This window comes from Xenorhabdus poinarii G6, assembly GCF_000968175.1.
GTDB classification, from domain to species: Bacteria; Pseudomonadota; Gammaproteobacteria; order Enterobacterales; family Enterobacteriaceae; genus Xenorhabdus; species Xenorhabdus poinarii.
Window position 1 is genome coordinate 1,738,710 of sequence record NZ_FO704551.1, and the last position, 12,491, is coordinate 1,751,200.

Below are 12,491 nucleotides of genomic sequence, written 5' to 3' on the forward strand. Positions count from 1 at the left end.
CAAAACAATAATATGGCGATAGTCTTAATATTAAAAATGAAAATAACCTATTGATTATCTTTATTTATTAGTAAACATAAGAATAATATTGTTTGGAGAAGCCATTTTGAAATATTTTCGTATCTTAATTCTTTTTTTCATCTACACGTTTAGCATCCATACAGCTGTTGCCGGTGTCGTCATTGGTGGTACACGGGTTGTTTATATTAGCGATCAAAAAGAAGCATCCATTTCTATTAGTAACCCTGAAACAAGTATTTCCTACCTCATTCAATCATGGGTTCAAGGCGAACATGACGAAACTAAAGTGCCTTTTATCATCACGCCCCCACTTTTTAAGTTGACGGCAGGGAATGAGAATATTTTACGCATTGTTAAAACCGGATTGAATTTACTTGATGATAGAGAATCATTGTTCTGGCTCAACATCAAGTCTATTCCAGCCACAGTCAAATCTGAACAGAACCAGTTACAAATCACCGTAAAATCTCGGTTTAAATTATTCTATCGTCCAGCCTCTTTAGCAGATAATGCCAGCATGGCCCATAAAATGCTGAAATTCAGAATGGCTGGACGTCAGCTCATCGCCGAGAATCCAACACCGTATTACATCTCTTTTTCTGAAGTATTGACCAGTAATGGTACAGAAATGTATGAAGTTCAAACGGCGGGAATGATTCCCCCTTTTCAACAAGCAAGTTGGGATATTCCTATTAAAAACATCCATCAAGTGACTTGGAAAACAATTAATGACTTTGGCGGCGTCACGCCAGAAGAAAAATACACCTTCTAACCGAAAAATTACATCATTTAGATATATCCAATCAATTTTAAGATAAAACGTGAAAGGTAAAGGGTATATCAATAACTAGAAAATCATTATGGATAAATATCGTCATTATCTTCAACAACACATTTCTGATAATCGGGTGTTATTTATCAAGCTAAGCTTGCGCTATTTCTATAGTACTTTTTTTATCTGTGTGTTGTTCCTCACAGAATTTTTAATCCTTACCAATAAAGCTTATGCTGAAGAGTATTTCAATATCAATGCGTTAGAAACGCCTTCAGGATTTCCAAACGATATTGATCTCTCTATTTTTACTCAAGATGATCAACAACCGCCAGGACGTTATTGGGTCGATATCTACCTAAACCGGGAAAAAATAGATGTCGGCAATGTTGATTTTATTCGTGTCAATAATCAGCTTGTCCCCAAACTGAAAATACGGCAACTCAAAGATATGGGAGTCAATATTGATGCATTCCCATTACTGCGCAATCTGACACTAGAAACCGAAATCACTGATCTCGGGCACGCTATTCCATCCGCATCGTCTTCTTTTGATTTTAAGCGTCAACGGCTAGATATCAGCATTCCACAAGCTGCATTGCACTCCCAGAGTAGAGATTATGTTCCTTCTCACCTATGGGAACAGGGATTAACCTCTTTGCTGATCAATTATAACTACAGTGGTTCCAAAACCTGGCAAGATAATCAGCGAGATAATCAATCTGCATCAGCAACGAATCATTTCCTTAATCTTAGAACAGGCGCAAATTGGGATGCATGGCGTTTACGCAATTATTCCACTTACAGTAGCCAGAATAAAAAATGGCAAAGTCTCAATACTTATCTCCAGAGAGATGTACAAGCATTAAAAAGCCAGTTAACACTTGGAGATAGTTATACCCCTTCCCCCATTTTTGAGGGCTTTCAATTTCGAGGAATACAATTAGCTTCCGATGACAAGATGCTGCCCGATAGCTTAAAAGGATTTGCACCAACAATCAGAGGAATAGCACAGAGTAATGCCCAAGTCACTGTGAAACAAAATGGTTACATTATTTATGAAACTTACGTTTCTCCGGGCGCTTTTGTCATTAATGACCTCTATCCGACCAATACCACGAGCAATCTGGAAGTCATTGTCAAAGAAGCTGATGGCAAAGAGTATCGTTCTGTGCAAACGTTTTCTGCTGTACCTATTATGTTAAGGGAAAACAGTCTGCGTCACTCGCTGACGCTGGGAAAGTACCAGTCTCATTCTCAGTATGGTAAGGCCCCCTATTTTATGCAGGGGACGGTCATTTATGGTATTTCCAATCGGGTTACTGCATATGGGGGCGCCATCATGGCAAAAGATTATCAATCCATCGCGTTGGGGACAGGTTACAGCCTCTCGAATTGGGGTTCTCTTTCCTTCGATGCAAACTATGCCAGAACGCATTTTAGTTCCGACGTCGGTGGTACCAACTATGACGGGCAGTCTTATCGTTTTCAGTATGCTAAAGACATCGCTAAAACCGGTACTAACGTCACGCTGGCGGGTTATCGTTACTCGACACGAAATTTTTATGATTTTAAAGAGGCCAATGAGCTGGAAATAACTCACTATGGTCATCACAGTACCAATAAACGCAGTAAATTACAGTTCCATATTAATCAAACTCTGGGAGACTGGGGAAATATTTATCTCTCTGCTTTCCAGCAAGATTATTGGTATCAAAAGGGTTATGAGAGAAATATCAGTGCTGGTTATGGTTCGCGTTATAACACCATCAATTATAATCTGAACTATTCTTACGATACCTTCCCCAATTCAAATCGCCATGAGCAGATTTTATCGTTCAGTATTCAAATTCCTCTTGACCACTGGCTGAAAAACAGTTGGGCAAGCTATAACATGACCCACAGTAAAAACGGTGATACTTCTCATCAGCTCAGTTTAAGTGGCACCACGCTTGAAGATAACAATCTGATTTATAGCATTCAGCAAAATTACGCTAGTCGTCATCACATCCGTGGCGGAAGTCTCAACGCTGAATACAAAGGGCCATATAGCCAGATCAGCGCAGGTTACAATTATGAAAAATACGTCCGTCAATTGCATTATGGGTTAAATGGCGGGATTGTTGTTCACCCTTACGGTATGACTTTTTCTCAATCTTTAGGCGATACGTTGGCGTTGGTGCGTGCTAATGGGGCTTCGGGTATTAAAGTCCAAAATCATACGGGAATTAAAACTGACTGGCGGGGTTACGCTATCGTGCCTTATGTCAGTAGCTATCGAAAAAACCGTATTTCTCTGGATACACATTCAATGGGCAATAACGTTGATATTGATATCAACACACAGACTATTATCCCAACCCACGGATCGCTGAGCCTGGCTAATTTCCAGACTCGCATCGGTCATCGTGTTTTGTTGACACTTTCCCACAATGGTAAAGCGGTTCCATTTGGCGCAACAGCAACACTAGCGCAAAAGAATAAGATAGATGAACCAAATAGCGCGATTGTCAGCCATGATGGACTGGTTTATCTCAGTGGGCTTCCTGAATCCGGTAACCTCAGGGTGAAATGGGGACATAAAGAAGTACAGGAATGTCGTGCCAGTTATCAATTACCTGATGAAGAGCCGGTTTCAGGTTTGTATACAATTGAAGCCACCTGTCATTAACGACATTGGCACATTTATTTGACCTATATTTAAAAAATAATGGGAATTATTCTATGGCCAAGAAATTAAAATTATTATTGGCAAGTACATTTTTCATCGGCACGATGAGTAGCTTTGATAGTTTAGCGAACTTTGATAGTTTAACGAACCGTTATTGCCAATATTCTCCGGGTTTTGCACCAGGCATCACTCCCGTCTCTTTCGGTGCAATTACGATCCCCCGAGACCACCCTATCGGCACAACGATCAAAGAAATACGTCTGGATCAAGTTAACGAAGCAGGTAACATCGCTCTTTGTAATGCGGACATAAAAACAACATGGGACCGACCCTATCTTAGACCTGCAAACTATAACAATGATGCGATTTATGAATCAGGTGTTCCGGGAGTAGGCATCCGTATTAATACGTGGGCTACAGGTTATGATATTGATTGGTTACCCAGAACAGCAGATCATCCCTTCACATGCCGCCCACCGCAAAACGTGTCATGGGCAACACAATATTGCGGAGAATCATGGGGTTATTTGACAGTACAATTAATCAAAATTGCATCGACAACCGGTTCAGGCGCTGTCAGGCGGGCAACGCTAACTCGAGCCAAATTAGGTAATGATCTTGTTCACACTTTTTATTTGTCGGACACCTATATCACGACTAAAGGCTGTACCCTTAGTCAAGGAATAATCCCTGTCCCTATGGGGGACATTAAAAAAAGTGATTTTCGTGGTATTTACAGCACCGCTGGCAGACGAGACTTTAATATCAAGATAAATTGCGACGCTAATGTTAATGTTGGCGTGACATTAGAGGGCACTCCCGCATTTTGGAATCATAAAAATATCTGGGCATTAGATTATAGTGACAACGTCACAGCAAAAGGCGTCGGTTTGCAGATTTTATATCTGAATCGCCCCGTATCAATGCACGACCCGGTTGTGTCTGGTTCCAGCCAGTCAGGTGGAGATATCACTATTCCACTACAAGCTCATTATATTCAGACAGATTCAGAAATTATCCCGGGTCAAGCAAATGCCACCGCGACAGTAACATTAATTTATCAATAAATTGACCCTATCCCCTCACCTTGTCATGATAATGATGCGCCATAACTGCAATATTGAAGTTGTGGCGCGTGATAGCTTTTCAACGGGGTAACGCGATAAATCCCTTTTCCAGCCCGTGAACTTCCATACCTTCCGGCATCGCTTTCCCGACAGTTACCCGACGAGATACCGCCGGGCTTTTTAAATCCGGGCGCCAGGTTATGGTTACTTGTCCATCGCTACTGCGAGTTAATGCTTTTTCCGGCACAACAATGCCCTGTTTATTACGATAAATAACTATATTAACTTTGGCACTCATACCGGGTCTGATAAGGTAATCCTGTTGCATGGGTGAAGTCACTTTAATCATAACGTCATAATAAATCGCCGATCCGGGGTTGTCGTTATTCACGCTTTGCATGGCAATGGTTTCAATTTCGCCATCCAGAAAGTGATCGGAAAATCCTTCCCCATTAATTTTTACTGCCTGTCCTTCTTTGAGTTTGGCGAGATCGGTTTCTTCAACTTTTGCCAATACCTGATACTGTGTTGTGTCCATTACTTCCAGTAAGGGCATGCCATCGGTAACCCGAATGCCTGTCTGAATCGTTAATCGCTTTCCCTTTTCTCCCTGTGCTGCTCTGAGTACAACCCCGGAAAATGGCGCTTTGATTTCTTTATGAGCGTATTGTTCCTGTAGCGTCTGGTAGCGACTGGTTGCATTTTGCAACTCCATCTCTGCAACACGTACATTGCCAGCACTGCCTTTTTGTCGGGTTGATGCAAGATCATCCTTTGCAGAAGCGAGTTCCGTGAGTTGTCGGCGAAGTTGCTGCTCAAGGGTTTCCACTTCCATTCGTGGAACGATGCCCCGTGAAAAAAGTGCCTGTGTTTTTGCCAGATTATTTTTCAATTCCATCACCATATGATTCGCATTTTCGACATTTCTTCTGGCCCGGATGACTTCTTGACTATTTTCCCAATCATGCAATTGTTCAACGGCCGATGAGGCTTTGATCATTTCAACCTGCGCCTGCCGAAGTTCAATATCCAGCTTGCGGGTATCAAGTATCACTAATGTCTGGCCAGCTTTTACTGGTTGCCCTTCTTTGACCAAAACGTGTTTGATAATGGCATCAAATGGCACAGGGATAGTTTCAAGACGCCCGGATTGCAGCTTGCCTACCAGACCTAATTGTTTTTCTATCAGGCTGTGTTTTACTTCAATCCACTGTACTGCTCCCTGATCTGACGATGCTTTTGAGGACAAATACCCTGAAAATAACAGAGCAAAAAAACAGATCACTATTACAAGTATACCAGCGATAGTCCATTGATAACGTTTATTCATTGAGAACAATCTCCCAGCTTTCCAATGTCGTGCCAAGAATTTGATCCAGTTCAGCCTGAGCATTGAGATACTGGATAAGTGTATTCAGGCGTGCATTTTCGGCATTTCTCAAGTCAGTTTCAAAACTCAGAACCTGAAAGTTACTGGATCGCCCTGCCTGTAATTTTTCCTGTTCAATTTCGAGTTTCTTTTGAGAAAGTGAACTGGCTTTTATTGCTAACTGATATTCCTGCCAGCGTGATTCTGTATCCCGGATAGCATTGATGACGCTTTGTTCCAGATTTATTTTGGCTTCTTCCAGATGTAATGTCTGCTTCTGGACATCAACCTTGGCCTGAACTGCTGCTTGTTTCCGGGTCATATCACCGATTGGAATATCCAGTTGTATACCCACATAATTTTCCCAGTTGCGCGTTTCAGAAGAGGATGAACGATACTGGGATGTTCCTCCAACTAATGATAAATCCCAGAGCCGGTTATCTCTGGCCTGCAATAATTGAATATCTGCCGCTTTTGCGGAAAGTAACTGGATAAGATAACCCGGCTGCTGAGCCTGCGCTTTTTTAATGGATTGTTCAACATTCAGACTGACGTGAATTCCTTCCAGCGTTTCGGTCGCCTGGATGGGGGTTTTAAGGCTCAGGGCAAGTAACTTAAGTAATGCCAGCTTTGCGGTATCCACATGATTTTCAGCCTCTTTTGCCGACAGTTCCTGCATGGCCAGATCAGCCTGCGTCTGGATAATATCTGCCTGAGCCATTCTGCCGGCACCAATTAACTCTTTGTTCGTCTCCACTAATTTCTGCATACGTTTAAGGGAAGCGACAGATAATGCTTGTTGCTCCTGAGCACGGAGTAACGCATGGTAGGCCAGAATAATTTGCGTGATGGCATCGGAAATAGTGGCTTTTAAATTCAACCGGTTGGTTTGTTCCCGGAGTTTTGCCAGTAAGATCGGGGCATTATTAATATCGGTTCCTGCCCCCCGTAAAAGAGGCTGTATCACCGTAATACTTGCACCATCATTGTGAAGTTTGTTTATCTTCGATTGATTGTTTTCACGCGTCCAGGAAAGTGTAAAACGCGTTCCCAAAGGCGTGAGCAACGTGGCATTGGGAGAAAGATTAACTTTTCTGAAACTTGCATCCTGGTTTTTACCCGCAATATAACGTCCGCTTAGCTGTAACTTTGGTGTGAATCGGTCCTCGGCCACCCGTAAATCAAATTTTTGGGCGATGCGATCCAGATAAATACTGCGGATTGCGTAGTTATTCCTTAAACCAAGCGATATCGCGTCACTCAACGACAGGCCGATCACTTCTTCAGACGTTTCCCGGCTCAGACTGTCAGCAGGTTTTGCTAAAGCTAATCGTCCCTGTTCAGATGCAGAGATTCCTGTTTGAGAAAAACAGAAGAACAAAGTCAGAGAGCTATAAAGGAAATATTGTTTAATCATCACGTAATGCCTGTACCGGTTCCATTTGAGAGGCTTTATGTGCGGGATAAAAGCCGGAGATAAGTCCTGCCAAGATTGAGCTCCCTATGCCTAACGGCATAGATAAAGGCGCCAGAGAAAATGACCCGCCAGAATAAACAACAAAAAGAAAGGCGACGATGACACCGACTAGTGCACCAAGGATTGCGCCGGCAAACGTCAGTGCCACCGCTTCATACAAAAAAAGACGCCGGATATCCTGAGTTCTTGCCCCTAAAGCCATCCGCAACCCAATCTCTTTTCGCCGGGCCGAAACATTCATCAGCATCACATTTGAAATTGCAATACCGCCGGTGAGCAGCGAAATCCCCGCCAACCCGATCAACATAAAAGAAAAGGTTTTACTTTGTTCTGTCTGCCCTTGCAGTAGTTGTTGAGCAACCTGAACACTCATGTCAACCGCTGGAAACTTGCGCTTGAGCAACGCCAATAAATCTTTCGCATCGGTTTCTGTGGTTGTGGTTGTGGTGGTACGGGCGATGATGCCATTCAGATCAGTATTAAACGATATTTTACGCATGGCCTTAATAGGAGCAACCACGACCGAATCCAGCGAAAAAGGAAAGATGGGGTTTTGCCCTTTTACATCGAAAATGCCAATGACGGTGTATAAATGATTACCAAGCTGGATCTGCTTGCCAAGTACACGGGATGCATCCCCTTCACCAAGGGTAACAGCGACTTCGTTGCCAATGACCAGATAAGGAGAATGCCGATCATAATCAGAAATAAATCGGCCATAACGCAGTCGCAGTTGCATAACGTCTTCAAGTTCCGCAGAAGAACCTATCACAGTAAATGTTTCTGCTTTCCCGTTATATCTCCCGGAAGAAGGAGAATAGATCCACGGTGCTGTTGAAGATAAACTGGGAATAGCCGTTGTCAGATCGGCCATGTTAAGTGACTCACTATCAACCCCATGATTATAGGAGTTCAGGTTTACTGTAATAACGTTGATATCCAGCCCGCTGAACATCTTTAACGCGGCCAGTGTGGCGTTATGTCCGGTATTCACAAATGCCACAATAGACGCACAACCAATAGCAATCCCCGATAAAGCAAGCAAAGAACTTTTCCCTGTTGCCATTAAATTACGCCAGGCTCCTCTCCACATCATTAATGCCGACATGCCGTAGTTTCTACGGGAATAATTACTGAGCTGGCTTTTATCATGCATGCATTGTCATTCCTCTGATTTCATGCAACCGCCCATCAATCATGCGTAATTCACACTGCATATGATTTGCGACCATAGCATCATGGGTGATTACGACCAGCGTCATCGCGTTGTCGGTGTGAAGAGAAGAAAGCAGCAATAAAATTTCTTCTGCTGTCTGTTGATCCAGATTCCCGGTCGGTTCATCAGCCAACAGTAATGAAGGTTCTCCGACTAATGCTCTGGCGAGAGCCACTCGCTGACGCTGCCCGCCGGATAAATCTGCCGGATAATGTCCGGCACGGTGTGAAAGCCCCACCAAATGCAGTTTTTCTCTGGCGATCTTATGAGCTTGTGAGGCACAAATACCACGATAAAGAAGCGGCAGAGCAACATTCTCTGTCGCTGTCATTCCGGCCAATAAATGAAAACTCTGAAAAACAAAACCAATTTCTTTATTGCGCATTCTGGCACGAAGCTCAGCATCTGCTTTTGACATATCAACACCACAAAGAAAATATTTCCCCGAAGTGGGTTTACCCAGCAGACCGAGAATATTCAGTAATGTGCTTTTACCTGATCCCGATGCCCCAACAATAGCACAACTCTGACCGGCAAAAATTTGTGCTGTGATATTTTTCAGAACCGATATTTCGCCCTCCCCTCTAGGTTGATAAACACGGCTTAACCCTTGCATATTGATAACAGGTGATATCGGTATCTTGGGATGAATCAAATTTATAGTATCCATTATTTTTATAATATCCCTTCTTTAATATCTACATTCATCATTATTGAAAAGTCGTTTTCTTATATTTCAATATAATTAATTATTAAACAACATTAAATCAAATTCGTTATAGTGAATTGCGGTTTAATTATAAATAATTTATTTTACTTGCGTGAGAAACAAGAGGGTTATTATTAACCATAAATTATGGTAATAGAAATTAAGTTTCTAATCCAGAATATAAAAACATAGTCAGTTTATAAATTTTAAAATTGTAATATTGCCAAGTAACAATTTAGATTTATCGTGCTTTAGCAATTTTATAATTAATACATTTAATCTGAAAACCCTAAAACCATTAAAGGAAGTTTTTTATGTTTAATAAATCATTTGCAGGTGTAATATTAGCGGCAGTTATTTCATTAACTGGGTGGATTGGAACTGCATCAGCGAACACAGATATCCCCTGGAATAATTGCCATTCTTCTCCTGAACTAGATAATAATGGCATATATACTAAATATCTTGTTAAAGAGGGCATTGTCTTTCTTGATGTACGTAATGAAAATGGCATCAAATGGTATTTAAAAGGCTTTAAAAAACTATATGTCTGTGGCATGAACGTTTATGTTGGTAAGTATGAAGGTAAGAAAATATAAGATTCTAAAAAAAGCCTCTATAAAGAGAGGCTTTTTTCTCAGCAACGCATTTACTTCAACTGATGCAAACGTACTTTAATCTCATCAATATACATGCGCTTCAATTTTTCTGGTTGAATATCAATCAAATGCTGAGAGAATCCATTGATATAATCCAACAGATAGCCAAGCTCTTCCTTATGATAAGGACCCGATATTAACGCACTATTATCATCAGTTAATTGCAGAAAAATATGTGAGAATGGTTTTCCGTGATAATGCTCAATACCTGATTTTTTTATTTTAATCTGAAAATAATGTTGCTGTTCTTTCTGCCTTAGCTGATCGAAACTAAACAGATTAAAATCCGTAAGTCGAACATTTTCAGGAACAATTAATGACTTTGTCGTCGGACGAAATGATTGGATTTCGTTACAACGCAATACCCGTAAATCTTGTTTCTCATAATCAAACAGCGCTAAAAACCATTTTCCGGCTTCAAACCACATTGCAATAGGATAAATAAAAATCGTTTCGTTATGATAAGTTATCTCCAGATTTTCCTGTTGCAGAATATGGTTTAGCAACATATCCAGTTTTCTGATCGGATTGATCTGCTTTACAGTACGTATACCTAAGTGCTTACGCAATTTATCTTCCCTCAATTTTTCATCATGGGGCAGAACCTGCTTTAGCTTTTCCGAAATACTGCGAAATTGCAGGTTGAAAGGCGTGGATTGCAAAACATGCATACCTGAAATAGCAAATAACATCGCATGAATCTCATCCGCACTAAACCTGACCGGAGTTAACCGGTATGTCGGGGCAATAACATAGCCTCCGTTCCTTCCCCGCTCAGAGTATAAAGGAACACCCAGTTCTTCTAAAGCAGATATATAGCGTAAAACACTACTGCGGGATAAATTAAATTCCTGCATAAGTTCATTTAAGGTCACTTTCTGCCTGCCCTGTAAAAAAAGTTGCATCTGTTGCAATAACACAGTTTTTTTCATCGTAGATCCTTAAAAAAGGTGTCAGAAAGTGAAACCTATCTGCTTTATGATAATCCTTACCTAATGAAAAGTTAAAAGGAAAGCATTATGACACGTATTTCTTTAGCAAAAACGTTCCCTGATATTTATCAGCAACTGCTATCAGTCAGTGCTGAAATAGATAAAGCCGCTTTATCTGTCGGAATTACTGAAGGGTTCTGCCATCTATTAAAATTGCGTATCTCTCAGATTAACGGATGTGCATATTGTATCAGATTGCATACCAGAGATGCCCTACAGCAGGATGAATCTATTGATAAAGTTGCCCTGCTTATGGCATGGCAAGAAACAGAATATTTCACAGAAAAAGAACGGGCAGCGCTGATGTTAGTCGAGGCGATAACAGAAATACAAAATGATCATATCCCAGATGATATTTATCAAAAAGCAGCAGAATTATGGAGTGATACGCAGGTCGCTGCAATTGAGTGGTTAACTATTATGATGAATGCACTAAATAGATTAGGAATAGCGTGCCGATATAATGTAGCTCCAATCCACATCAGCAGCCCAACTGAACAACGCAGTCACGATCACACAGGTGCGGTGGTATGAGTATGTGATATGGAAGAAAAAGCCCCCCAGAAGGAAGGCTTTCTTTTGACCCCCCTTGGGTGTACCAAGGGGTTAGTTTAGAAAAAAAGCAGGAAAGTGACTATACCCATAATAATATTATGGCTAGCAATAATAGAACACCAAATATTTTGTCTTGATGATTATTAAAAAAATTATTTTTGTTTCTTAATATCATCTGACTAGTAAAACTCCATGTTAGGTGGGACAGTAAGTTACAAAGAGTTATTATTACTGCCAGGACTATTCCATATAAATGGTTTTCTGCCTCTTTGGAAAAGAGTGAATATACTGTTATTATTATTGTAATGTTCTTAGGGTTTAATGCTTGAGCCATTATCCCATGAAAAAATCCACCCTTAACCTCTTTCCTTCTCTCAATAGAGCCATCTGACCGGATCATGCTGATGGCCAAATATAGCATATATAAACTACCAATTACCTTAGCCACCATCGATATATTGTTAAATTTACTCAGTATTTCCTCTGCACCAATGGCAACTATAAGAGAATAAATAAATGGCAGGACTTGAAGGCCAGCTATAAAATTCAATGTTTTTTTAAAGCCTTGACTCGAAGATAAACTCAGGCAAAGGATGTTAGTTGGCCCGGGAGATAAGGCTAACGGTAAATTTACTAATAAGGCGCTTATAATAAATTTGATATCCATTAAATATCCTTAAATGAGGACGTTAAGTTCATTTTTATGGCCTTAGCTGCCATGAAAAAAGAATCTACATTTATGTTAAAGATGTTTTTCCATTCTCTAAATGAGCGATTATCAAAAGAACATATTTCTCTAACCCTTATTGTTAATTACCTAATCCATTGATTTATCATTAATTGCATAAAAAAAGCAATTGAAATTTGTCAATCCTGCCCGTCACCCCTGGCAAAATGAAAGCTTGCTACTCGCGGAAGTATTTTGGTCGTGGCAAATATTGTAGCATTAAAAGTATGTTGTAACTAATTTTAGTTGTGGTTAA

11 protein-coding genes are annotated in these 12,491 nt (G+C 40.8%); 5 read left to right on the forward strand and 6 right to left on the reverse strand.

The window, feature by feature from the left end:
• The first annotated feature begins 106 nt into the window (after window positions 1–106).
• From XPG1_RS08010 to XPG1_RS08020, 3 genes are all read left to right on the forward strand, one after another.
• Complete coding sequence (locus XPG1_RS08010; protein WP_045958620.1) at window positions 107–793, forward strand: fimbrial biogenesis chaperone; 687 nt, start codon at window positions 107–109, stop codon at window positions 791–793.
• 88 nt (window positions 794–881) lie between these two features.
• Window positions 882–3,464: a fimbria/pilus outer membrane usher protein gene (locus XPG1_RS08015; RefSeq protein WP_045958621.1), complete on the forward strand. Its 2,583-nt coding sequence runs from the start codon at window positions 882–884 to the stop codon at window positions 3,462–3,464.
• A 53-nt stretch (window positions 3,465–3,517) separates the two neighbouring features.
• Window positions 3,518–4,531 (forward strand): fimbrial protein, encoded by a 1,014-nt coding sequence (locus XPG1_RS08020; RefSeq protein WP_045958622.1) that lies wholly within the window; start codon window positions 3,518–3,520, stop codon window positions 4,529–4,531.
• Between the two features lie 79 nt (window positions 4,532–4,610).
• On the opposite strand, the gene XPG1_RS08025 is transcribed toward XPG1_RS08020, so the two are convergent.
• From XPG1_RS08025 to XPG1_RS08040, 4 genes are read right to left on the reverse strand one after another with little or no spacing between them, the layout of a single operon-like run.
• Window positions 4,611–5,861: an HlyD family secretion protein gene (locus XPG1_RS08025; protein ID WP_045958623.1), complete on the reverse strand. Its 1,251-nt coding sequence runs from the start codon at window positions 5,859–5,861 to the stop codon at window positions 4,611–4,613.
• Complete coding sequence (locus XPG1_RS08030) at window positions 5,854–7,317, reverse strand: TolC family protein (RefSeq protein ID WP_045958624.1); 1,464 nt, start codon at window positions 7,315–7,317, stop codon at window positions 5,854–5,856. Before XPG1_RS08030 ends, XPG1_RS08025 begins: the two co-directional genes overlap by 8 nt.
• On the reverse strand, window positions 7,310–8,533 hold the full coding sequence (locus tag XPG1_RS08035) for an ABC transporter permease (RefSeq protein ID WP_045958625.1): 1,224 nt from the start codon (window positions 8,531–8,533) through the stop codon (window positions 7,310–7,312). Before XPG1_RS08035 ends, XPG1_RS08030 begins: the two co-directional genes overlap by 8 nt.
• Window positions 8,526–9,263 (reverse strand): ABC transporter ATP-binding protein, encoded by a 738-nt coding sequence (locus tag XPG1_RS08040; protein WP_045958626.1) that lies wholly within the window; start codon window positions 9,261–9,263, stop codon window positions 8,526–8,528. Before XPG1_RS08040 ends, XPG1_RS08035 begins: the two co-directional genes overlap by 8 nt.
• 353 nt (window positions 9,264–9,616) lie before the next feature.
• Here XPG1_RS08040 and XPG1_RS08045 point away from each other — a divergent pair, with 353 nt between their 5' ends.
• On the forward strand, window positions 9,617–9,901 hold the full coding sequence (locus XPG1_RS08045; RefSeq protein WP_045958627.1) for a hypothetical protein: 285 nt from the start codon (window positions 9,617–9,619) through the stop codon (window positions 9,899–9,901).
• 50 nt (window positions 9,902–9,951) lie between these two features.
• Here XPG1_RS08045 and XPG1_RS08050 read toward each other — a convergent pair whose 3' ends face one another.
• The gene (locus XPG1_RS08050; protein ID WP_045958628.1) at window positions 9,952–10,893 is read right to left on the reverse strand and encodes a helix-turn-helix transcriptional regulator; all 942 of its coding nucleotides are present in this window, start codon (window positions 10,891–10,893) and stop codon (window positions 9,952–9,954) included.
• A gap of 87 nt (window positions 10,894–10,980) precedes the next feature.
• Here XPG1_RS08050 and XPG1_RS08055 point away from each other — a divergent pair, with 87 nt between their 5' ends.
• Window positions 10,981–11,487, forward strand: a complete 507-nt coding sequence (locus XPG1_RS08055) for a carboxymuconolactone decarboxylase family protein (protein ID WP_045958629.1) — start codon at window positions 10,981–10,983, stop codon at window positions 11,485–11,487.
• Window positions 11,488–11,587: 100 nt separating this feature from the next.
• Here the strand turns inward: XPG1_RS08055 and XPG1_RS08060 are convergent, their stop codons facing one another.
• Window positions 11,588–12,175, reverse strand: a complete 588-nt coding sequence (locus tag XPG1_RS08060; RefSeq protein ID WP_045958630.1) for a LysE family translocator — start codon at window positions 12,173–12,175, stop codon at window positions 11,588–11,590.
• Window positions 12,176–12,491: the final 316 nt, after the last annotated feature.

What these genes read in the sequence shown, in the direction of transcription:
- XPG1_RS08015 (WP_045958621.1), top strand. Translation starts at nt 882, where the DNA reads ATGGATAAATATCGTCATTATCTTCAACAACACATTTCTGATAATCGG.
- XPG1_RS08050 (WP_045958628.1), bottom strand. Translation starts at nt 10,893, where the DNA reads ATGAAAAAAACTGTGTTATTGCAACAGATGCAACTTTTTTTACAGGGC.
- XPG1_RS08020 (WP_045958622.1), top strand. Translation starts at nt 3,518, where the DNA reads ATGGCCAAGAAATTAAAATTATTATTGGCAAGTACATTTTTCATCGGC.
- XPG1_RS08030 (WP_045958624.1), bottom strand. Translation starts at nt 7,317, where the DNA reads ATGATTAAACAATATTTCCTTTATAGCTCTCTGACTTTGTTCTTCTGT.
- XPG1_RS08035 (WP_045958625.1), bottom strand. Translation starts at nt 8,533, where the DNA reads ATGCATGATAAAAGCCAGCTCAGTAATTATTCCCGTAGAAACTACGGC.
- XPG1_RS08055 (WP_045958629.1), top strand. Translation starts at nt 10,981, where the DNA reads ATGACACGTATTTCTTTAGCAAAAACGTTCCCTGATATTTATCAGCAA.
- XPG1_RS08040 (WP_045958626.1), bottom strand. Translation starts at nt 9,263, where the DNA reads ATGGATACTATAAATTTGATTCATCCCAAGATACCGATATCACCTGTT.
- XPG1_RS08025 (WP_045958623.1), bottom strand. Translation starts at nt 5,861, where the DNA reads ATGAATAAACGTTATCAATGGACTATCGCTGGTATACTTGTAATAGTG.
- XPG1_RS08060 (WP_045958630.1), bottom strand. Translation starts at nt 12,175, where the DNA reads ATGGATATCAAATTTATTATAAGCGCCTTATTAGTAAATTTACCGTTA.
- XPG1_RS08045 (WP_045958627.1), top strand. Translation starts at nt 9,617, where the DNA reads ATGTTTAATAAATCATTTGCAGGTGTAATATTAGCGGCAGTTATTTCA.